At 70.1% G+C, this 21,912-nt stretch carries 17 protein-coding genes; 6 read left to right on the forward strand and 11 right to left on the reverse strand.

Annotation, left to right across the window (positions count from 1 at the left end):
• Positions 1–21 precede the first annotated feature (21 nt).
• The 3 genes from EV138_RS30780 (at position 22) to EV138_RS30790 (ending at position 3,680) form a co-directional block, all read left to right on the forward strand.
• A complete protein-coding gene (locus tag EV138_RS30780; protein WP_133983268.1) occupies positions 22–2,610 on the forward strand; it encodes a cation-translocating P-type ATPase in 2,589 nt (862 codons plus the stop codon).
• Entirely contained in the window at positions 2,607–3,317 is a 711-nt protein-coding gene (locus tag EV138_RS30785) for a VIT1/CCC1 transporter family protein (protein ID WP_133983270.1), read from the forward strand. Before EV138_RS30780 ends, EV138_RS30785 begins: the two co-directional genes overlap by 4 nt.
• A 126-nt stretch (positions 3,318–3,443) precedes the next feature.
• Complete coding sequence (locus tag EV138_RS30790; RefSeq protein WP_133983272.1) at positions 3,444–3,680, forward strand: hypothetical protein; 237 nt, start codon at positions 3,444–3,446, stop codon at positions 3,678–3,680.
• A 72-nt stretch (positions 3,681–3,752) separates the two neighbouring features.
• Here the strand turns inward: EV138_RS30790 and cydC are convergent, their stop codons facing one another.
• From cydC to EV138_RS30825, 7 genes are read right to left on the reverse strand one after another with little or no spacing between them, the layout of a single operon-like run.
• Positions 3,753–5,441 carry a thiol reductant ABC exporter subunit CydC gene (gene cydC, locus EV138_RS30795; protein WP_133983274.1) on the reverse strand — a complete coding sequence of 563 codons (1,689 nt, stop codon included), beginning with the start codon at positions 5,439–5,441 and terminating at the stop codon, positions 3,753–3,755.
• Positions 5,438–7,063 (reverse strand): thiol reductant ABC exporter subunit CydD, encoded by a 1,626-nt coding sequence (gene cydD, locus EV138_RS30800; protein ID WP_133983277.1) that lies wholly within the window; start codon positions 7,061–7,063, stop codon positions 5,438–5,440. The genes cydC and cydD overlap by 4 nt, the downstream gene beginning before the upstream one ends.
• Positions 7,063–8,079, reverse strand: a complete 1,017-nt coding sequence (gene cydB / locus EV138_RS30805; RefSeq protein ID WP_133983279.1) for a cytochrome d ubiquinol oxidase subunit II — start codon at positions 8,077–8,079, stop codon at positions 7,063–7,065. Before cydB ends, cydD begins: the two co-directional genes overlap by 1 nt.
• Before the next feature lie 11 nt (positions 8,080–8,090).
• Positions 8,091–9,482: a cytochrome ubiquinol oxidase subunit I gene (locus EV138_RS30810; RefSeq protein WP_133983281.1), complete on the reverse strand. Its 1,392-nt coding sequence runs from the start codon at positions 9,480–9,482 to the stop codon at positions 8,091–8,093.
• Between the two features lie 49 nt (positions 9,483–9,531).
• Positions 9,532–10,071, reverse strand: coding sequence for a DUF1579 family protein (locus EV138_RS30815; RefSeq protein ID WP_133983283.1), 540 nt, complete (start codon positions 10,069–10,071; stop codon positions 9,532–9,534).
• A 15-nt stretch (positions 10,072–10,086) separates the two neighbouring features.
• The gene (locus EV138_RS30820; RefSeq protein WP_133983285.1) at positions 10,087–10,884 is read right to left on the reverse strand and encodes an ABC transporter permease; all 798 of its coding nucleotides are present in this window, start codon (positions 10,882–10,884) and stop codon (positions 10,087–10,089) included.
• A 5-nt stretch (positions 10,885–10,889) separates the two neighbouring features.
• Positions 10,890–11,780: an ABC transporter ATP-binding protein gene (locus EV138_RS30825; RefSeq protein ID WP_133983287.1), complete on the reverse strand. Its 891-nt coding sequence runs from the start codon at positions 11,778–11,780 to the stop codon at positions 10,890–10,892.
• Between the two features lie 173 nt (positions 11,781–11,953).
• Between EV138_RS30825 and EV138_RS30830 the strand changes: the two genes are divergently transcribed.
• On the forward strand, positions 11,954–14,677 hold the full coding sequence (locus EV138_RS30830) for a bifunctional acetate--CoA ligase family protein/GNAT family N-acetyltransferase (protein WP_202867011.1): 2,724 nt from the start codon (positions 11,954–11,956) through the stop codon (positions 14,675–14,677).
• A 64-nt stretch (positions 14,678–14,741) separates the two neighbouring features.
• On the opposite strand, the gene EV138_RS30835 is transcribed toward EV138_RS30830, so the two are convergent.
• Positions 14,742–17,270, reverse strand: coding sequence for a cation-translocating P-type ATPase (locus tag EV138_RS30835; RefSeq protein WP_133983289.1), 2,529 nt, complete (start codon positions 17,268–17,270; stop codon positions 14,742–14,744).
• A complete protein-coding gene (locus EV138_RS30840) occupies positions 17,267–18,139 on the reverse strand; it encodes a universal stress protein (RefSeq protein WP_133983291.1) in 873 nt (290 codons plus the stop codon). The genes EV138_RS30835 and EV138_RS30840 overlap by 4 nt, the downstream gene beginning before the upstream one ends.
• 194 nt (positions 18,140–18,333) lie before the next feature.
• Between EV138_RS30840 and EV138_RS30845 the strand changes: the two genes are divergently transcribed.
• Positions 18,334–19,395 carry a zinc-dependent alcohol dehydrogenase family protein gene (locus EV138_RS30845; protein WP_133983293.1) on the forward strand — a complete coding sequence of 354 codons (1,062 nt, stop codon included), beginning with the start codon at positions 18,334–18,336 and terminating at the stop codon, positions 19,393–19,395.
• A gap of 4 nt (positions 19,396–19,399) precedes the next feature.
• Positions 19,400–20,362 carry an Acg family FMN-binding oxidoreductase gene (locus EV138_RS30850; protein ID WP_133983295.1) on the forward strand — a complete coding sequence of 321 codons (963 nt, stop codon included), beginning with the start codon at positions 19,400–19,402 and terminating at the stop codon, positions 20,360–20,362.
• Positions 20,363–20,416: 54 nt separating this feature from the next.
• Here EV138_RS30850 and EV138_RS30855 read toward each other — a convergent pair whose 3' ends face one another.
• Together EV138_RS30855 and EV138_RS30860 are read right to left on the reverse strand one after the other, a co-directional pair.
• A complete protein-coding gene (locus EV138_RS30855) occupies positions 20,417–20,884 on the reverse strand; it encodes a GyrI-like domain-containing protein (protein WP_133983297.1) in 468 nt (155 codons plus the stop codon).
• 88 nt (positions 20,885–20,972) lie between these two features.
• Positions 20,973–21,848, reverse strand: a complete 876-nt coding sequence (locus EV138_RS30860) for a universal stress protein (protein WP_133983299.1) — start codon at positions 21,846–21,848, stop codon at positions 20,973–20,975.
• Positions 21,849–21,912: the final 64 nt, after the last annotated feature.

A 21,912-nucleotide genomic window follows, 5' to 3' on the forward strand; every position in this document is an offset into this window, starting at 1 on the left:
GCGGCCGGTGATGCTCGGGGCATGACGACGTCACCACATACCGCACAGCTGTCGGCGGGGGGACTGAGTTCGACGGAGGCCGCCCAGCGTCTGGCGGCCGAGGGCCGCAACGAACTCCCGGTCGTCCGGCAGACCCCGCCGTGGCGACTGCTTCTTGCCCAGATGACCCACCTGTTCGCGCTCATGCTGTGGGCGGCGGCAGGGCTCGCGGTGCTGGCGGGGCTGGCCCCGCTGGCGCTGGCGATCGTGGTGATCATCGTGCTGAACGGTGTCTTCGCCTTCGCCCAGGAGTACCGCGCGGATCGGGCCGCTCAGCGGCTTCGCGATCTGCTGCCGGCCCGGGTCCAGGTCAGGCGGGACGGGCAGTTGTGCACCGTGGACGCCGCCGAACTGGTTCGCGGTGACCTGGTGCTGCTGACCGCGGGGGACAGGATCAGCGCGGATCTCGAACTGCTGTCCGGGCACGGACTCGCGGTGGACGAGTCGATGCTGACCGGCGAGAGCAAGCCGGTCAGACCACCGGCGGGCGCTGCTCTGTCGGCCGGCACCTTCGTCGTCCAGGGAGAAGCCGAAGCCACTGTCGTCGCGATCGGCGGCGCGACCCGGTTGGCCGGCATCCAGTCACTGACGGAGAGCGCGGATCGGCCGGACAGCCCGTTGACCGTCGAGTTGCATCGGCTGGTCCGGGTCATCGCCGTCATCGCGATCGCTGTCGGAGTGTCACTCGCAGGGGTTTCCCTGCTGCTCGGTCTTGAGCTGACCAAGGCATTGCTCTTCGGCGTCGGGGTGATGGTGGCCCTGGTGCCAGAAGGACTGTTGCCGACCGTGACGCTGTCACTGGCCCGTGGAGCACAGCGAATGGCTCATGGCAACGCGCTGGTACGCCGCCTGGACGCGGTCGAGACGCTGGGTGCGACCACCTTCGTCTGCACCGACAAGACCGGCACGCTGACCATGAATCAGATGTCGGTCCAGGAAGTGTGGACCCCTGCCGGATCAGTGCTGATCAAGGGTGAGGGCTACAACCCCGCAGGCAGTGCCGACGGCTCGGCGACGGCGCTGGAACTCGCCGCTGAGGCGGCCGCCGCCGCGGTGACCTGTGTCCGGGGCCGCGCGGTGCGCAAGGGCGACCGATGGGTCGCGGAAGGCGACCCGATGGAGGTGGCACTCGACGTACTCGCTCGGCGGCTGGGGACGACGCCGGTGGAGCCCGGGCTGGTGACACAGCGGGTGGGCTTCCGCAGCGAGACGCGGTACAGCGCCGCCGGCGTACCGGACGGGACGTTGGTCATCGGTGCTCCTGATGCGTTGCTGAGTTTCTGCCGTGCCGGTGCTGCCGAGGCCACTGCGGCAGTGGAGGAACTGGCCGGGCGCGGTCGGCGGGTGCTCGCTGTCACGCGCTCCACCGAGCAGTTGGTCGAGGATGGCCAGCTCACCTTGGCTGCCGACGCGCTGGAGTTGCTGGCGGTGGTCGGTCTGGAGGATCCGCCGCGCACCGATGTGCGACCGGCCCTGGAAGCCTGCCGTACGGCGGGGGTACGGATCGCCATGGTGACCGGGGACCACGCGGCCACGGCCTCGGTGATCGCGCGCGAGGTAGGTCTGCTGTTGCCCGGCGGTCTCGTCGTGAACGGTGCCGAGCTGCCTGCCGGTGACGAGGAGCTGGGCGTACTACTGGACCGCGACGAGGGCGTCGTCGTCGCCAGGGTCACGCCGGCCGACAAGCTTCGGATCGCGCGTGCTCTGCGCGGCCGCGGTCATGTCGTGGCGATGACCGGTGACGGCGTGAACGACGCGCCCGCGTTGCGGGAGGCCGATGTCGGCGTCGCGATGGGGGCCTCCGGCAGCGATGTCGCCCGGGCCGCGGCCGACCTGGTGCTGCTCGACGACCACTTCGCCAGCATCGTGACCGCGATCCGGCTCGGCCGGGCGACCTTCTCGAACGTCCGGCGCTTCCTGACTTACCACCTGACCGACAACGTCGCCGAGCTCGCCCCGTTCGCCGTCTGGGCCTTGACGGGGAGCTCGATCCCGTTGGCCATCGGCGTGCTGCAGGTCCTCGCCCTCGACATCGGCACCGACATGCTGCCTGCCGTTGCCCTCGGCATCCAAGCGCCAGGACGCCACTCGCTGCAAGGTGCTGCACTGCACCGCCGGATCGTCGACCGCGCTCTGCTGTTCCGTGCATTCGCAGTACTAGGTGCGACCGAGGCGCTGCTGTCGATGGGAGCCTTCGTCACCGTCTTGCTGGCGTCCGGCTGGCGGTACGGCGACGAGCCGTCGCACGCCGCGTTGGCAGTAGCCTCCGGTACGACGTTCGCCGTGATCGCCGTCGGCCAGATGGCCAACGCGTTCGCCTGCCGAAGCGAGACGCGCCCGATCACCAAGCTCGCACCCGCGGGCAACCGCGCCCTGCTGGTCGCTGTCGCCGCAGAACTGGTGCTGCTCTTCGCCTTCGTCGGCCTCCCGCCGCTGGCAGACCTGCTGGGCGGATCCTGGCCGTCAGCCACCGGCTGGCTCTGGGCCGTCGCAGCCGCCCCCGCGATCCTCCTCGTGGACGCCACCCACAAGGCCGTCCGCGCCCACTCCAGCAAGGAGAAGACTCGATGACCACTGTTCACCCGGGCGAACCTCATCGCGGCGGCTTGGCCAGCCGGTTGAACTGGTTGCGGGCGGGGGTGCTCGGGGCCAACGACGGCATCGTCTCGACGGCCGGGCTGGTGGTCGGTGTGGCTGGTGCCACCACCTCCGCCGGGGCCATCCTGACGGCCGGGGTGGCGGGGCTGACCGCCGGTGCCGTGTCGATGGCGCTGGGGGAGTACGTCTCGGTGAGCAGCCAACGCGACTCCGAACGCGCGCTCCTGCAGAAGGAGCGTGCCGAGTTGCTGGAGTCGCCGGAGGCAGAACTGGCTGAACTGGCCGGCCTCTACCGAGCGAAAGGACTGAGCGCCGAAACCGCACAGCAGGTCGCGATCGAACTGACCGAACGAGACGCCTTCGCCGCGCATGCCGACGCGGAACTCGGGATCGACCCTGATCAGCTCACCAACCCCTGGCACGCGGCCGGTGCCTCCGCACTGGCCTTCACCGTGGGTGCGCTCCTGCCGTTGATCGCCATCCTGCTGCCGCCCGCGGGAGCACGGGTGCCCGTCACCTTCGCGGCGGTTCTGCTGGCTCTCGCGGGCACCGGTCAGCTCAGCGCGCGGCTGGGCGGCACCCGGCGGCTTCCCGCGGTGGTCAGGCTGGTCGGCGGCGGTGCGCTGGCGATGGCAGTGACGTTCGGTATCGGCCAACTGGTCGGATCATCGGTCCTGTGAGGCCGCCCTCGCCGAGGGTGACTTCCACCGGATCTTCGGGGACCTCCGGCCCTGCGCTCGGTCGCCTGACGATGGAACTCTGAGATCGTCCGGCAGACAGCCGGCGAGACCTCGGGGGACAGCGAGATGGACGCGTTGAACGGCCCACCAGTACACCTGACGCTCGTACTGATCCCACTGTCGGCTCTGTTGCTGATCCTGGCGGTCTTCTGGGTCGCATCCCGGGTGAGGCTCGCCAAGGTAGCGCGCAGCGCCGACGTCGTTCACCCGGCCGGCGATCTCTTCGACCCGGCGAGTGCGGACGCGGCTGTCAGCCCGCCTCCCGCCGAGCCCGCAGCACCGCCGGTACGCCGGCACGGGTAGGCCGCTACCCCGGACACACCAGCCCTGGTAGTCGATCAGCTCGCCTACCGGGGGCTGTCGTCCGCGAACCGCTCAGTTGGTCGGCGTGGGTTGGAGTACGTCGGCCGGGTGACCGCGGCGCTGGACCTTGCCGTGGGTGAGGACGATGACCTCGTCGAGGTCGTCCAGGTCTGCCAGCCGGTGGGTCACCAGCAGCGTGGCGCGGCCGCGGGTGGCGGCGAGGATGTCGCGGGTGAGTTCGGCGGCGGTGGGCTCGTCGAGATGGGCGGTGGGTTCGTCGAGGAGCAGAACCGCCGGGTCGGCGAGCAGGGCGCGGGCCAGGGCGAGGCGCTGGCGCTCACCGCCTGAGAGTTGGTCGGCGCGTTCGCCGACGGTGGTGTCGAGGCCGCGTGGCTGGCGATCGACCCAGGCTCCGAGCCGTGCCTGGTGCAGAGCGCTCATCAGTTCGGCGTCGGTGGCATCGGGTCTGCCGACCAGCAGGTTGTTCCGGATCGTCGTGTCGAACAGGTGGTCGTCCTGGGCGCAGACGACGACCTGGCGCCGGAACGCGTTCTCGTCCAACTCGGTGAGCGGCCTGCCGCCGTACGTGACCAGTCCTTGCTCGGTCGCCAGGAAGCCCGCCAGGGTGGCGATCAGCGTGCTCTTGCCGGCACCGCTCTCGCCGACCACGGCGATCCGGCGGCCCGGGTCGAGCCGCAGGCTGATGTCCTGCAGGGTGGGATGCGAGGCTCCGGGCCAGCGGGCATCGGCGCCGGCGATCTTCAGGGTGTGACCGATGACATCCTTGTTGCCCCAGGCAACCGATGGCTGAGGCAGTTCTTCGAGCGCCCGGAGCCGGTCGACCGCCCGCAGGCCGCGGACCAGGTGCTGGGCCGCGGCAGGCAGCGAGTTGGTCAGTTCGAAAGCGGCCAGCGGCGTCAACGCCAGGACGGCAAGCTGTACGCCGGGCAGCTGACCCGCGCGCACAGCCTGTACTCCGACCAGGAGCTCGCCCACCACCGTCAACGCCAGCGCTGTCGCACCGACAGCAGCACCCACCCCGGCGCCGGCAGCGGACCGCCGGGCCAATGACGTCAGCTTCCGGTCATGACCGGCGATCCGGTCGAGCGCCGGCCCGGCCGCGCCATAGGCGATCAGATCGGCGGCGCCGGTCAGCAGTTCGTGCACCGGATCGGTGAGAGCCGCTCGTGCTGGGGCCAGTCTGCGCTCGGCCCGGCCCGCCACCGACAACGTGATCGCCGGCGCGGCCAAACCCGCCACCAACAAGCCGATGAGCAGGACAAGTCCCGCAGCCGGCAGCAGCGCGCCCAGCAGCACCACGGTCGCAGTACCGGTGATCACCGCGACGGCGATCGGCAGCACCGCCCGGACGAGCAGGTCCTGCACGGCTTCGACGTCGCCGACCAGATTGGCGAGGACGTCGCCGGAGCGGAGTTTGCCGAGGCCGGCCGGTGCCGCCCGGTCCAGGTCGATCCAGGCCTGGACGCGGGTCCGGGCGAGGACCCGGAACGCGGCGTCGTGGCCGACCAGGCGTTCGGCGTACCGCAGGGCGCCCCGGCCGATGCCGAAGGCGCGCACGGCGACGATGGCGACGGTCAGGTAGAGCACGGGCGGTTGCTGAGCGGCTCGTGAGATCAGCCAGCCGGACGTCGCCATCAGGCCGATGGAGCAACCCAGTGCCAGGGATCCCAGTACCGCGGCCGCCACCAGCCGCCACACTTCGGGCCGCGCGATCCGCAGCAGCCAACGCACCGACATCATGCGGCCACCTCCGCCGGTGCCAGTTCGACGACTTGGTCGCAAAGACTCAGGAGCGCTGTCCGGTGCGTGACCAGTACCACGGTACGTCCGGCGAAGGCGGCCGGCAGCGTGCCGAGCAGGTCCTGTTCTGTCTCGGGATCGACGCCTTCGGTCGGTTCGTCGAGCAGCAACAGGGGAGCGTCGAGCAGCAGGGCACGAGCCAGCGCTATCCGGCGGCGCTGGCCGCTCGACAGACCGTTGCCGCGTTCACCGATCACCTTCTCCAGCGGTACGTCGACCCGGGCCGCCTGGCCGGCGCGCCGGACGGCGAGGTCGTCGGCGTACGGACGTCCCAGCCGGATGTTCTCGAAGACGGTGCCGGCGAACAGCACCGGATCCTGGCTCATCCAGGCGATCTGGGATCGCCAGCCGGCCAGCTCGACGGTCGCCAGGTCGATGCCGTTGACAACTACCTGGCCGCTGTCCGGCCGGATGAAGCCCAGGAGCACGGCGAGCAGGGTGGACTTGCCGCAACCGCTCGGCCCGAGGATGCCCGTCACCTTCCCGGCCGGGATCGTCAGGCTCAGACCGTCGAGAGCGGCGCCTTCGCGATCGTTGCCCGCTACCACTACTTGGTCGAGCTCGATCGTCCGGTCCGCTCGCACCGATGCGGTGCCCTGGTCGGGTACGTCGTGGTCGAGGACCGAGAAGACCTGCTCGGCGGCGCCGAGGCCCTCCGCGCTGGCGTGGTAGTGCGCCCCCAGCAATCGCAGGGGCAGATAAGCCTCGGGCGCCAGGATCAGCACCAGCAAGGCGGTCTGGAGATCGAGCCGGCCGTCCACCAGCCGAAGGCCCACCGAGACGGCGACGAGAGCGACGGACAACGTCGCGAGCAGCTCCAGCACCAAGGACGACAGGAAGGCGATCCGCAGCGACGACAACGTCGCCTTGCGCTGCTTGTCGGCCAGGCGCTCGATGGTGCCGAGCTGGGCCCGGGAGCGACCGAACGCCTTGAGGGTGCCCAGCCCGGCCAGCACGTCGAGGAAGTGGTGGGCAAGCAGCTGGAGTGCTGCCCATTGACGGGCCGTCAACTGCTTGGTGGTCAGGCCGACCAGGATCATGAAGGCCGGGATCAGCGGCAGCGTGACGACGACGATGGAGGCGCTCAGCCAGTCGGCGGCGAACATCCGTCCGGCGACCACCAGCGGAACGAAGCAGACCAGCACCAACTGCGGCAGGTAGCGCGAGAAGTAGTCGTCCAGGGCATCGATGCCGCGGGTGGCCAGGGTGGTCAGCTCGCCGCTGCGTTCGCCGGTCAACCAGCGCGGGCCGAGCTGGACGACCTTGTGCAGCAGGCGCATCCGGAGCTCGGACTTCACCGCCGCCGAGCAGTGGTGGGCCGTCACCTCGGCGACCCAGGCGAGCAACGCCCGGGTCACCAGGGTGATGGTGAGCAAGGTCAGCCGCCCGCTGAGATCGCTCAAGCCGGCGCCGTGCAGGAAGGCGTCCGTGATGATGGATGCCAGCAGCCACGCCTGGGTCAGGATCACCACGGCTTGACCGACACCGATCAGGACCGACAGCGTGAGGAAGACGCGCGTGGTCCTCGCATAGCGCAGCAGGCGTGGATCGATGGCGGGCATCAGCTGGTGACCTTCTCGGCCGGTTGGTAGATGTCGGTGCGACCGAGGCGCTTGCGGAACACCCAGTACGTGTAGCCCTGGTAGGCGAGCACCACCGGGGTGAAGATCACGGCGACCCAGGTCATGATCTTCAGCGTGTAGTGGGTCGACGCGGCGTTGACCGTGGTCAGGCTGAAGGCGGCGTCGGTGGTCGACGGCAGCACGTTCGGGTAAAGGGTGGTGAACAGCGTCGCGGCTGCCAACGCGATCGTGGCCGCCGTACCGACGAAGGCCCAGCCCTCCCGGCCGAACCGCGATGCGGCCAGCGCACCGATCAGGCAGAGGGCGGCAGCCAGTGCGAGCGTCCAGGTGAGCGCCGAGCCGTCGAAGGCTTGCGTCCAGGCAAGGAAGGCGGCGGCTGCGACCACAGTGGCGAGACCGATCGGCGGCACCAGCTTCAGCGCCCGGTCGTGCACCTCGCCGTGCGTCTTCAGCGCAAGGAAGATCGCGCCGTGCAAGGCGAAGAGCAGCAGGGTGGTGACTCCGCCCAGCAGCGCGTAGGGGTTGAGCAGCGTGAAGAAGTTCCCGGCGAACTCGTGATCGGCACCCATCGGCACACCGCGCACGATGTTGGCCAGGGCGACCCCCCAGAGCAGAGCCGGTACCGCGCTGCTGCCGACGATCACCAGATCCCAGCGGCGGTGCCAGCTGGAGTCGTCGAGCTTGCCGCGGTACTCGAGTGCGATACCGCGAAGGATGAGCGCGACCAGGATGATCAGCAGGGCGAGGTAGAAGCCGGAGAACAACGTCGCGTACCAGAACGGGAAGGCCGCGAAGGTCGCGCCACCCGCGACCAGCAGCCAGACCTCGTTGCCGTCCCAGACCGGGCCGATGGTCCGCAGTGTGACCTTGCGGTCGACGGCGTCGCGGCCGACGAACGGGAGCAGCATGCCGACGCCGAAGTCGAAGCCTTCGAGGACGAGATAGCCGGTCCAGAGAACGGCGATGAGCAGGAACCAGATATCAGTGAGTGCCACCGGAGTGCTCCTCAGTACAGGAAGGCCGGTTCAGCGGCCTCCGGGTCGGACGGCTCGGTCGTCTCCGCGGGAACCTCGCGGGCGAAGCGGAGCAGCAGGAAGACCTCGACCACCGCGAGTACGCCGTACAGGAGGGTGAGGACGATCAGAGAGGTCAGCACACTGCCGGCGCCGACACTGGGGGAGACCCCGTCGCGGGTCTGCATCAGCCCGAAGACGATCCACGGCTGGCGTCCCATCTCGGTGAAGATCCAGCCCAGGCTGTTGCCCAGCAGAGGCAGCAGCGGAACCGCGAGCGCCGCGCGGATGAGCCACTTGGAGGACTTCCGTTGCCTGCGGAGCTGCCACAGGGCGAGCAACGCGATCGCCGCTGTCAGTACTCCGGCCAGGATCATGAAGCGGAAGGTCCAGTAGGTCAGCGGCACGTTGGGCTTGTACGAGCCCGGGCCGAAGCGCTGTTCGTACGCCGTCTGCAGGTTGTTGATCCCCTCGACCTTGCCGTTCCAGGTGCTCGTCGCCAGGAAGGACAGCCCGTGCGGGACCTTCAGCGACCAGACCTCCTTGCTGCCGTCGAGCGACCCGATCGTCAGGATGGAGAACGGTGCCGGCGCCGAGGTGTCGTAGAGCGCTTCGGCGGCCGCCATCTTCATCGGCTGCGTGTCGGTCATGATCTTGGCCTGGATGTCACCGGTGATCATCAGCGCGGCGGCTGCGACGAGCGTCGTGATCGCACCCAGCTTCACGGCGGGCCGGAACAGGCTGCCGTTCTCGCCGGGCCGGCGCAGCAGGTGCCACAGGGCGATCCCGAGCATGAAGGCGCCGGCGGTCAGGAAGCTGGCCGCGATGGTGTGCGGGTAGGTCGCCAGCACGACCTTGTTGGTGAGCACCGCGCCGAAGTCGTGCAGTTCGGCCCGGCCGGTCGCGGAGTTGTAGGTGTAACCGCGGGGCCACTGCATCCACGAGTTGGCGGCCAGGATGAAGTACGCCGACAGCTGGGTGCCGATGGCAACAAGCCAGATCGATGCCAGGTGCACCTTCTTCGGCAACCGGTCCCAGCCGAAGATCCACAGGCCGAGGAACGTCGACTCGAGGAAGAACGCGAGCAGCCCCTCGATCGCCAGCGGCGCCCCGAAGATGTCGCCGACGAACTTCGAGTAGGAGCTCCAGTTCATCCCGAACTGGAACTCCTGGACGATCCCGGTCACCACGCCGATGGCGAAGTTGATCAGGAACAGCTTTCCCCAGAACTGCGTCATCCGCCGGTACTTCTGCTTCCCGGTCCGGTACCACGCGGTGTGCAGGCCCGCGACCAGCGCGGACATCCCGATGGTGATCGGCACGAAGAGGAAGTGGTAGACGGTGATGATCCCGAACTGCCACCGGGCAAGGTCTATGGCATCCATGGCACCGACGGTCCCAGCCCGACCAGCCCGGCCCCCAGAGTCGAAGGTCCTACACCGACGGGACCCTCAGACCCCGGTCGTCCCAGGGGCGGCAGACGTAGCGTTCGACCAGTTCGAAGGGGCCGCCGTTCAGGGAGATCTCGTTGCGCCAAATGATCCGGTCGGTCCCTTCGAGGTGCCAGTAGAGCCGGATCCGGACCGGTGCGTGCTCGTCCAGGGTCTGGAAGGTCAGCAGGTCGCCGTCGATCCGGCCGCGCAGTACGTCGGTGTGCCCGTAGCAGTCCGCGATCGTGGCGCGGTACTCCTGAGCGGCCGGATCCCAGCCCGCCACCCAGTGCAACTGCCAGCGCAGGACGAAGGTGCCGTCCGGCAGATACTGGTCCTGTTCGTAGTCGCCGACGATCCACCGGCCGTCCTGGATGACGTGGTGAAGGCCGGTTCCGGTCGCCGTCATCCGTGGCGTTCCGGGTCCCATGCCGTCCGCCTGGATCACGCCGTCCCAGCTCACGTCCTGGTGGAAGCGGGCGAGCGCCTTCATCTCGGGTCCCGGCTTGATCGGCGCGGGCACGGTACTGCTGATGGTGGTCATCGAAGACCTCCGGATTCAGTTGTGGGCGGCGATGTCGCGGCCGTCGAGGGCGGGCATGGCGATCAGGGTGAGGGCGACGGCGCCGCCGACGAGCCAGAGATAGGCGGCCGGCAGGCCCGCGCCGAGGGGGCCGCCGGTGAGTGCCTGGTCGAACGGGGACAGCGGTCGCCAGGGTTCGACGGACTCGATCATCAGGCCGGCGGCGTACAGCACGTACGCACCGGTGGCGGCAGCCGAGGCGATCCCGGCAGCGAGTGAGCGACGGCCGAGGATCGCACCGGCGGCGAGCGCCAGGGCGCCGTACTCCGAGCCGAGCAGCACCATCGCCAGCGACCCGCTGGCCGCCTGGCCCGCGCTGATCCCGACGTCGAAGACCAGACTCATCGTGGTGGTCGCGACGAACAGCACCAGGCCGAGAGTGAACAGGCAGGTGAAGAGGGCCAAAGCCTTCTGCAGAACGATTCGCGCGCCGGTGATCGGCATCACCAGCAGCAGGTCGAGGGTCCCGTCCTCCTCCTCGCCGGCCAGCGAGCGGGCGCCGTGCCCGATGCCGTAGACGAGGAACAGCGCCGGCAACAGGAGCGTGAACAGCTCGGCGTTCAGGAAGCCCGGGCCGGTGGACATGGCGTTCAGATCGAAGAGCTTGCCGAGTTCCTCCGGCATCCTGGCGTAGATGTCCTTCAGGTTCGGCATGTCCCGGATCGAGGGCCACAGCGCGGACTCGAGGCTGACCAGTACGAAGATCGCGATGGACCAGGCGCCCAGGCCGCGGCGCTGGTCGTACAGGGTCTTCCAGTACACGTTGCGGAACACGGGGCTCAGCTCCTTGCGGTGTAGTAGTCGAGGAAGATGGCTTCGAGGTCGACCTCGTGACTGACGATGTTGACGACCTGATGGGGTGCGGCGGCCTGCAGCAGGCCGGCGGTCGATCCGGCGACCTCCACGTGAGCGGTGTCGCCGTCGACGGTGATCTCCCGTACGCCGTCTGCCTGCCGCAGCGCGTCGATCGGCGCAGGACCGGCGAAGGTGAGCTCCAGCCGCCGCAGCGCGCGCTCACGCAGCTCGTCGACCGACTTCGTCACCACCAGTTCGCCGCTGCGCAGGATCGCGACGGTGTCCGCGACCGCTTCCACGTCGGACAGGATGTGCGAGGACAGGAAGACGGTCCTGCCGTCGTCCCGGGTCTCCCGCAGCAGCGCCAGGAACTCGCGCTGCATGAGCGGGTCGAGACCGGTCGTCGGCTCGTCGAGGATGAGCAGTTCGGGGCGGTGCATGAAGGCCTGGATGATGCCGATCTTCTGCTTGTTGCCGTGCGACAGGGTCTTGAACCGCTTGGTCAGGTCGAGGTCGAACCGCTTGGCCAGCCGCTCCACCTCCGACCAGTCGACGCCGCCGCGCAGGTGGGCCATGTACCGCAGGTACTGCGCGCCGGAGAGCTCGGGGTACGCCGCGAACTCGCCGGGCAGGTAGCCGATCCGGCGCTGCACGTCCTCACAGCGGTCGACCACGTCGTACCCGAGCACCTCGGCACCGCCCGTGGTCGGGCTGATCAGACCGGCCAGGATCCGGATCGTGGTGGTCTTGCCGGCGCCGTTGGGACCCAGGTAGCCGAACACCGAACCGCACGGAACCTCGAGGTTGAGCCGCCGCAGAGCTGCGTGCGACCGGAACTGCTTCGACAGCTCCCGGGTCCTGATCGCGGTGTCCATGACTGGCTCCTTCGTTCTCGGCTACCGCTCGATGGTTCGACCGTACGAAGGCAGCCCTTACCGCGGACAGGGCCCAAGGTCCGCAGTGATGGAGTCCCTCCGGCCCTGCCTGCGCGGGCCCTCCATGCGGTGGACTGGTGCCGATGGTGGATCTGTAGACGAGGAGCCGGCCAATGACCACATCCGAACGCGAGAACCCGACCGCGCCGATGGAGGTGCGGCCGGTGGCCGTCGGCTGGGACGTCCTGGCCGCCGACGGCTCGGTCGTGCATCTACGGCCGATCTGCCGCGACGACGAAGCCGCCCTGAAGGCGATCAATCACCGCGTCTCCGACCGGTCGATCTACCTACGGTTCTTCGCGCTCAGCCGCGTGAACGCCGACGAGCACACGCATCATCTGATCGGCGCCGATCCGATGCACGGGTACGTCGCCTTGGTGGCGGAGCTGGACGGCGCCGTCGTCGGTGTCGCGAGCTACGAGCCGATGCGGGCCGACGAAGCGGAGATGGCCTTCCTCGTCGACGACGCCGTGCACGGCCGGGGCATCGGCACACTGCTCCTGGAGCAACTGGCGGCCGTCGCCCGCGAGCGCGGGATCCGGCACCTGCACGCGGACACCCTGGTCGAGAACGCACCGATGCTCCGGCTCTTCCTGGACTCGGGATTCCGCGAGGTGCACAAGATGGACAGCGGCGTGGTGGAGCTCACGCTCGACACCGAGTACGACGTGCGCACGCTCGACCGGATGGCCGAGCGGGAGAGTGCCGCCGAGTCACGCTCGCTGCGGCCGGTCCTGTCCCCGCGCAGTGTCGCGGTGATCGGTGCGGGGCGTAAAGCCGGTGGGATCGGCCACGAGGTGTTGCGGAACCTGAAGGACGGCGGCTTCACCGGCAGCCTGTACGCCGTCAACCCGAACGCCGACCGGATCGCCGGCATCCCCGCTTTCCCTTCGATCAAGGAGGTTCCCGAGCCCGTCGACCTCGCAGTGATCTCGGTACCGGCCGACCGGGTTGCCCGCGTGGTCGAGGAGTGCGGGCAGTTCGGCGTCGGCGGAGCCGTCATCTTGACCTCGGGCTTCTCCGAGCTCGGATCGCAGGGGCGGCAGGCGCAGCTGGAGCTGCTCGAGATCGCTCGCCGGCACAGCCTGCGGTTGATCGGCCCGAACTGTCTCGGCATCGTCAACACCGATCCCGAGGTGCGCCTCGACGCCACGTTCGCGACCGTCCGTCCCACCGCCGGTTCGCTGGCGCTGGCGGCACAGTCGGGTGCGGTCGGCATCGCCGTCCTGGACCATGCCGGCCGGATCGGGCCCGGCATCTCGGAATTCGTGTCGCTCGGCAACAAAGTAGATGTCAGCGGCAACGATCTTCTCCTGCACTGGTGGCACGACCCGCGGACCGACGTGATCGGCCTGTATCTGGAGTCTTTCGGCAACCCGCGCAAGTTCGGCCGGCTCGCCCGGCTGGTGGGCCGGACCAAGCCGGTGCTGGTGGTCAAGGGCGGCCGGTCGACCGGTGGCCGCCGCGCCGGCGCTTCGCACACCGCTGCCGCGGCGACTCCCGACACCGCCGTCGACGCGTTGTTCGAGCAGTCGGGTGTGCTGCGGATGGAGACGCTGGAGGAGCTCGTGGACACCGCCCGGGTGCTCTCCGGCCGTCCACTCCCACAGGGTCGCAGACTGGGGATCGTCGGCAATGCCGGCGGCGCCGGAGTCCTGGCTGCTGACGCCGCGGGCGCCGTCGATCTCGACGTGCCGGAGCTCAGCGCCACCACGATGAGCGAACTGGTCGAGGTGACCGGCGCCGTCGGCGCCGGCAACCCGGTCGACCTGGGTGCCGCGGCGACTCCGCAGACGTTGGAGCACGCGATCCGGATCGTCCTGGCCAGCGGCGAGGTGGACGCCGTACTTGTCAGCTACGCCGCCACCCGGGCGGGGGATCTCGACGCGACGTACGCCGCAATCGCGCGTGCCGCGGCCGGCGCGACCGTTCCGATCCTCGTCAACTGCCTCGGTGCGTCCGGGGCCGCGGGCCCGATTCCGCTGGCGGACGGATCGAGTCTGCCTGTCTACGCGTTTCCCGAGACGGCGGTGCGGGCCCTCGGACATGCGGTTCGGTACGCCGCCTGGCGGACCCGCCCGCAGGGCGTCGTACCGGTGGTCGACGGTACCGACCGCGACGGTGCCCGGGCGATCGTCCGGCACTTCCTGAACAGCCACCGCGAAGGCGGCTGGCTCGACCCGGCCCGCGCCGAGCAGTTGATGTTGTGTGCCGGGATCCCGGTCGTCGCGGCACTCACGGCCGCGACCCGGCAGGCGACGCTGGAAGCGGGGGAGCGGGTCGGCTATCCGGTCGTCCTGAAGACGGCGGCGACCGGCATCGTGCACAAGACCGATGTGGGCGGGGTGCGGCTCGGCCTGCGGACCGCAGCGGAACTGGACCGGGCGTACGGCGAACTGACGGCCGCCGTCTCGGATCCGCACGTCGTGGTCCAGGCGACGGCTTGGCCCGGAGTGGAACTCGTGGCCGGGCTGGTCCGCGACCCGTTGTTCGGCCCGGTGTTGATGGTGGGCAGCGGCGGCGTGCTCACCGATCTGATGGCGGACCGGCGCTGGCGGGGACTCCCGCTCACCGATCTGGACGCCGCGGAGATGCTCCGGTCACTGCGGTGCGCGCCTTTGCTGGCCGGCTATCGCGGTGCCGCCGGAGCCGACGAACCCGCGGTACTGGATGTGCTGCACCGGATCGCCTGGCTTGCCGATGCGGTCCCTGAACTCGCCGAGCTCGACATCAACCCGCTGACCGCAGCCCCCGCCGGAGCCGTCGCGGTGGACGTGAAGGTGCGGCTGGCACCGGCGGATCCGGAGCCGGACTGGTACGCGCGTCACCTGCGCTGAACCGGACCCGAAGAGGCCCTTGGTGCTCGGTGAGCGCCAAGGGCCTTCTGCTGCCGCACGCGGCTCAGGACTTGCGATGCCGAAGGCGGAGCAGAGCCACCACGGCTCCCGGGATGCAGCCGAACGCGATCGCGAGCGCGAGCTGACCGATGGTGACGGGCTCCAGGCCGAGCAGGTCGCGCAGCGGATCGAGCGCGAGCGGGAGCACCTGCGCGACCACTGCTCCGGCAATGGCCACGTCGAGGAATCGCAACGCGCGCCCGTCCACACCGCGTGGGCGGCGCAGGGCGGCGGCGACACCGAGCTGGGCGAGACCGAGGGTGAGGTACGTCGTGGTCTGCCAGGGTCCGCCGGAGTGCCGCACCAGCAGGCTCGCGGCCAGCGTGACCGCCGCGATCAGGGTGCCGGTCCAGCCGATTCGTTGCCAGAGGCCCGCACCTAGGACGTGCTCCGTGGTCGGGCGGGGACCGCGTCGCATCGCCTGTGGATCGGCGGGTTCGGCGCCCAGCGCGACGCCGGGCAGGCCGTGGGTGAGCATGTTGATCCAGAGGATCTGGGCCGGAAGCAACGGCAGGGTCAGTCCGGCGAACGGCCCGAGCAGCATCACCAGGACCTCCGCGAGTCCACCGCTGAGGGCGTACCGCAGGAAGGTGCGGACGTTGGAGTAGATCCGCCGGCCTTCCTCGATCGCGGCCACCACGGTGCCCAGGTCGTCGTCGGTCAGGATCAGGTCGGCCGCCTGCCGGGCCACTTCGGTTCCGTCGCGTCCCATCGCAACGCCGATGTCCGCGCGGCGCAGGGCCGGCCCGTCGTTGACGCCGTCGCCGGTCATCGCGACCACGTGGCCGGCGGCCTGCCAGGCCCGGACGATGTCCAGCTTCTGCTCCGGCCTGATCCGTGCGAAGACCCGCACCCGCGACCCGTCCGCGGGATCCCTTCCGGCGTCGATGTCTTCGCCGGTGATCACCTCGACGCTGTCCAGCCCGACCTGGTCGGCGACCGCCCTGGCCGTGCCCGGGGCATCACCGGTGATCAGCAGCAGTTCCACGCCGGCGTCGGTGAACGCCGCGGCGACGTCGGAGGCGTTGTGCCGGACCGGATCGGTGATGGCCACCAAGCCGGCCAACCGCAGCCCCGCCTCCGCGTGAGCGGTGTTGCTGCCACCGGGCAGAGTGCGATCGGTGACAGCAAGCACCCGGTAGCCCTGATGGGCCAGGATCGAGGCAGCCTCGCGGGCCCGGGCGACCGGCCCGTACGGCGTGATGCTCTCGGCCAGGAGCAGTTCCGGCGCACCCTTGCAGATGACGAGGACCTCGTCACTGTCCGGCAGCCGGTGCAGCGTGGTCATCCGTTTGCGCACGCTGTCGAAGGGCGCCTCCGCGGTTCGGGGGTAGGCGGCCCGTAGGTCGCCGGGTGACAGGTCCGCCCGGTGCGCGAGGGTGATCAGTGCCGCCTCGGTCGGATCACCGAGTGCTCGCCAGCCGGCGTGGTCGGGGTCCGGCGGCAGCAGGTCGGCGTCGTTGCAGAGCACCACATCGCGGAGCAGCCGGTACAGGGCGTCCTGCCCCTCGGCGGATCCGCCGGCCAGTGCGCCCTCCGGCGAATAGCCATTGCCAGAGGCAACATATTCGCCGGACTCGGTCCAGATCCGCTCGGCCAGCATGACGCCTTCGGTGAGGGTTCCGGTCTTGTCGGCGGCGACAACCGTGACCGCGCCCAGCGTCTCGACGGCCGGCAGCTGCCGCACCACCGCCGACCGCCTGGCCATCCGGTGTGCCCCGATGGCGAGTGCCAACGTCACCACCGCCGGCAGCGACTCGGGAACGGCGGCAACGGTCAGGCTGACTGCCGTCACCAGCATGTCGGGCAGCGGGAGGCCGCGGATCAGGCCGGAGACGGCGACGATCGCGGACAAGGCGACGGCCGCGATGCTCAGCACTCTGCTCAACGATGCGAGGCGGCGCTGCAGTGGTGTCGGTCGCGGCCGCTGGCCGGACAACAGTACGGCGATGCGGCCCAGCGCGCTGTCAGGGCCGGTCCGGGTGACCAGGGCCTTGCCGCGGCCACGAGTGATCACGGTTCCGGCGGACAACTCGCCGGGACAGTCCTTCTCCACCGGTACCGATTCGCCGGTCAGCGCGGCCTCGTCGGCCTGCAACTGGAAGGCCTCCGCCAGCTGGAGGTCCGCGGGCACGATGTCACCGGCCTCGACGAGCACCAGGTCACCCGGCACGAGGTCGGCCGCCGCGATCAGCCGGGTCCGGCCCGAGCGCACGACCCTCGCCTGCGGTGCCGCGAGCCGGCGCAGAGCGGCGAGCGCACGTTCGGCCCGCAGCTCCTGGATCACCCCGACAGTGGTGTTCAGGACGACGACGACCAGGATCACCGTGAGATCGGTGAAGTCGTGCAGGGTGGCGGTGAGGACCGATGCGCCGAGCAGCAGCAGGATCATCGGATCGCGCAACTGGGCGAGCACCCGGAACAGCAGTCCGGGCGGCGGTACCTCAGCGATCGCGTTCGGCCCGTGGTCCTGCAGTGCCCTCAGTGCGTCCTGGTCGGACAGACCGGTCGGCAGGGTGGTCGCCAGGGTCATCGGGCCACCTCGCTGTGCACGATGGCCACCGGGCACCGGGCGTGGTGCAGGAGGCCGCGGGAGACCGAGCCGAGACGGAGTTCGGTGAACTCGGTGCGGCCGCGTCCGCCGACGACGACCAGGTCGGCGTACTCCGACTCCTTGGCGAGGACCTGGACCGGATGACCGATCGGATACCTGGTCCGGAAGATGACGTCCGGGTACTTGTCCGGCCAGCCGGACAGTGCTTCACCGACCAGCGCCCGGGCGTCGCGGTGCCAGGAAGCGTCCTCGGGATCGACCCAGAGATCCGGGCGCGGGAACGTCTCCGGAACCTCGGGGACGTGCAGCAGCGTCAGCTCGGCACCCCGTTCGGCTGCGATCTCGAAGGCGAACCCCAGTGCGGCCTGGCAGGAGTGCGAGCCGTCCACGCCCACGACGATCTGACCCTGCGCGGGCGTGTCCGGCCGCCACGTGTCCGGGACGACGACCAACGTCGTACCGGCCAGTGCCGCGCAGACCTGAGAGGTGGATCCCAGCGTCAGCTCGGCGAAACCACCGGCACCCCGCCGGCCGATCACCAGGGCGGCCGCGTCGTGGGAGGCCTTCAGCAGAGCCTGAGCCGGGTGCCCGTAGCCGACCTCCAGGACCGCGTCGGTGAACCCGATCCGCTCGAGCTCGTCCGCGGCGTCGTCGAGGACGTCGGTCCCGTCGTCGTGGTCGGCCTCGGCGGTCAACGGCCGGGCCGGCCGGTCCTCGTCCACGACGTGCAGAGCGCGGACGGTCCAGCCGCGTCGGGTGGCCAGTTCGACGGCCCAGTAGAGCGCGTGGAGTCCGTCGGCGGACCCGTCGATGCCGACGACGATGGCAGGGCGTGCGTGCGCGGACATGGGGGGCACCTCTCGCTCGGCATTCCTGCTTCCAGTGCAGCCGGAGTGGGTGTCCGCGGTACAGGGAGCAACGGCCCGTCCGGACACGACGAAGGTCCCGCCCGAGTGGTGTGTTTGGGCCCTGCTGGCGCGCCCGCGGCAGGGGCAGGGTCGAGCTGACAGACAAATCCTCAGACCCTGGAGGTCGACCGACCATGAAGGCGCTTGTCTACAACGGACCTGGGCAGCGGAGCTGGCACGAGGTGCCGGACCCGGTGATCCAGGACCCCGAAGATGCGATCGTAAGGGTGGACGCCGTCACCATCTGCGGCACCGACCTGCACATCCTGAAGGGCGACGTACCGACCGTCGAGCGCGGCCGGATCCTCGGCCACGAGGCGGTCGGGACGATCCTGTCCGTCGGCGACGGTGTCCGCGGGGTCGAGGTGGGCGACCGGGTGCTGATCTCGTGTATCAGCTCGTGCGGCCGCTGCGAGTACTGCCGCAAGGGCCGGTACGGCCAGTGCCTGGGCGGTGGCGGCTGGATCCTGGGCCATCTGATCGACGGCACGCAGGCCGAGATGGTCCGGGTTCCGTTCGCGGACCGGTCCGTCTACAAGCTGCCCGACAACGTCAGCAACGAATCTGCGCTGCTGCTGGCCGACATCCTGCCCACCTCCTACGAGGTCGGCACGCTGGCCGGACAGGTCACCCCCGGTGACACCGTCGTCATCGTCGGGGCCGGGCCGATCGGGCTGGCTGCCGTCACCACCAGCAAGCTGTACAGCCCGTCGAGCGTGATCGTCGTCGACTCCGCACCGGCTCGGCAGAAGGCCGCGCTGGACCACGGTGCCGACCTGGCCTTCGGGCCCGAGGACGACGTGGTCGAGACGATCAAGGAGCTGACCGGTGGGCTCGGCGCGGATGTCGCGATCGAGGCGGTCGGCGTACCGGCGACGTTCGAGCTGTGCACGCAGGTGATCCGGCCGGGTGGCCGGGTCGCGAACGTCGGTGTCCACGGCGCTCCGGCGACGCTGCACCTGGAAGACCTGTGGATCAAGGACGTCACGATCACCACGGGTCTGGTCGACACCTGGACCACACCCCGGCTGCTGTCGATGCTGGCCGCGGGCCGGTTGTCGATGCCGGGCCTGATCACGCACCGGTTCGGTCTCGACGAGATGCAGGACGCGTACGACGTCTTCTCCCGGGCCGGCGAAACCGGCGCGCTGAAGGTGGCGCTGTTCAGCGACGAGTCCAAGGATCTCGAGGACTGAGCGGATGCTCACGCCGACCGGCCAGGACCGCGACGAGCTGCTCCGCGCAGCCGTCGCGGCCCCGTCGATGCACAACACGCAGCCGTGGAAGTTCCGTTTCACCGGCAGCGTGATCGAGGTGTATCGAGACCGGTCCCGTGAGCTTCCGGCCGAGGACCCGGACCGCCGGATGCTGTACCTGTCGCTGGGTGCGGCGGTCTTCAACCTCAAGGTGGCGGCGGCCGATCTCGCCTACGGCGCCGTCGTGCGCAGCGTGCTCGACCGCGCCCGGCCTGACCTGGTCGCCGAGGTCGAACTCACGGCCGGCGGTGCGGAGCTGGAGCAACTGCGCCAGCTGGCGCCGTCGGTCCGGCTACGGCGGACCAATCGCCGGCCGTATTCGCGCGAGCGGATCCCGGTCGGAGCCCGCAAGTTGCTGGACCTGAGTGCCCGGCTGGAGGGCTCCCAGCTGCAATGGCTGGACGACGAGACCCGGGTGAACTGGGTTCACCTCGCGACGGCCGATGCGAACCAGGAGGACGACCGCAGTCCGACCCGCACGGGGGAACGGCGGCTCTGGGTCGGCGGTCAGCGGTCCGTCGACGGCATCCCCACCGGCTCACTGGGCCCGCGCCCGGACCGTCCGGGCGCGCCGGTCCGGGACATGGCCGCGACCCCGGCGGATGCCAATCGCGTCGCGGCGGCCTTCGAAACGTCTCCCCAGCTGGCCATCCTGGCGACCCGCCGGGACGGCCCGGCGGAGTGGCTGAGAGCCGGCCAGGCGATGGAACGGGTGTTGCTGGAGGCAACGGCTGCCGGCCTGGCGACCTCGCTGCTCAACCAGGCGATCGAGCACGACACCCTACGCTGGCTGCTGCACGATCCGCTCGGCGCCTGGACCCGGCCGCAGGCCGTCATCCGGTTCGGCTACGGGCCCGCCGTACCGGCGACGCCGCGGCGTCCGATCGCCGACGTGCTGCTGCCCTGAAAGTCGCCCTGAAAGTCGGCTCCGGAAGTCGCGGCGTGCCGCTGCTCGGGGGTCTCAGCCGATCGGCTGGAAGGGCTGGACGATCTCGGTGTGCCAGTCGTCGGGGGATCCGATCGGCGGGGAGTGGTAGATCTCCCAGGGGTCTCCGGCCGGGCGGGCGCCGTGTTCGCGCAGCCAGTCGGCGATCAGGTCGTGAGTCGCGTCGATCTTGTCGTACGGGCCGTGGTGGGTGGTCACCGCGACCGGTCCGGCCGGCAGCTCGCAGGCCTGGGTCGCACCGTCGGTGACCACCGGGAGCGCGAGCGGGAACCCGGCCTCCACCACCACCATCCCGTCGGGTGCTGGGTGGCGGCGGCTGAACGGGAAGCCGCTGGGCACGATCCGGCGGCAGCGGAGTGCTTCGGCGATCTCACGGAGCGTCATCGAGATCCAGACGGCCGCCTCGCCCGGTCGCAGCACCGTGCGCCGTACGGCGGTCGGCTGGGCCGCTAGCGTCCGGTTGTCGATCAATGCGGTGTGCATGACCTCTCCTCCTGGGGCTGACCCTCCGGTACCCGTTCGCACCGCCGCGCCATGCGCTGGGCGGCCGCGAACGGGGTACTGGGTCCGGTCAGCGGACGATCGCGACGGGGCAGTGGGCGTGGTGCAGGACGTGCTGACTGGTCGACCCGAGCAGCAGCCCGGTGAAACCGCCACGTCCGCGCGAGCCGACGACCAGCAGGTCTGCCGCCCCGGCCGCGTGCAACAGGGCACGAGCCGGCTGACCCGGGATCAGTTCGACGTCCACCTCGATGTCCGGGTGATCGGAGCGCGGCCCGGACAGAGCCTCGGCGACCAGAACCTCCGACGCCTTGCGGACCTGTTCGTTGTCGAACACCAACTCGCCACGGCCGTTCTCGTAGGTGGAGAAGGGACTGTTCCAGGCGTGCACGGCGACCACCCGGGCGCCGAGCGCCTCGGCCTGCTCGAAGGCGAAGTCGACGGCCTTGGCAGACAGCTTCGATCCGTCCACGCCGACCACGACGCGACGCCTGTTGTGCAGTGTCGGCAAGGTGTCGGGCGGCACGACGACGACCGGGCACTGCGCGTGCGCACCGACCTGTACGGCGACCGAGCCGAGGATCATGCCGGTGAAGCCGCCGAGGCCGCGGCTGCCGAGGACGAGGATGCGGGCCTGAGCGCTCTCTTCGACCAGAGCGGGGGCCGGCGGACCCTCCAGCAGCAGGGCGTCCACGCGCAGCCCGGGGTGCCGCAGCCGCACGGACTCGGCCAGTGCTTCGAGGCCTCGTTCGCGGGCGGTACGCAGCGCCGCCAGTGGTACCACCTTGCCGGGCGAGGGCCGATCGACGATGACGAGCTCGAAGACCTCGACGATCCGCAGGGAGGTGTGCTCGCGAATCGCTTCGGCCGCGGCCCAGTTCAGTGCTGCGCTGCTCGCCTGTGAGCCGTCGTATCCCACGACGACCGGGGCGGTCTGTGACGACATGGTTCCTCCTCGGAGCTGGACTCTCTGATTCGACTCTCGCCGCTCACGGTCCTCCCGGGCAGGG

The organism is Kribbella voronezhensis, from assembly GCF_004365175.1.
GTDB classification, from domain to species: domain Bacteria; phylum Actinomycetota; class Actinomycetes; order Propionibacteriales; family Kribbellaceae; genus Kribbella; species Kribbella voronezhensis.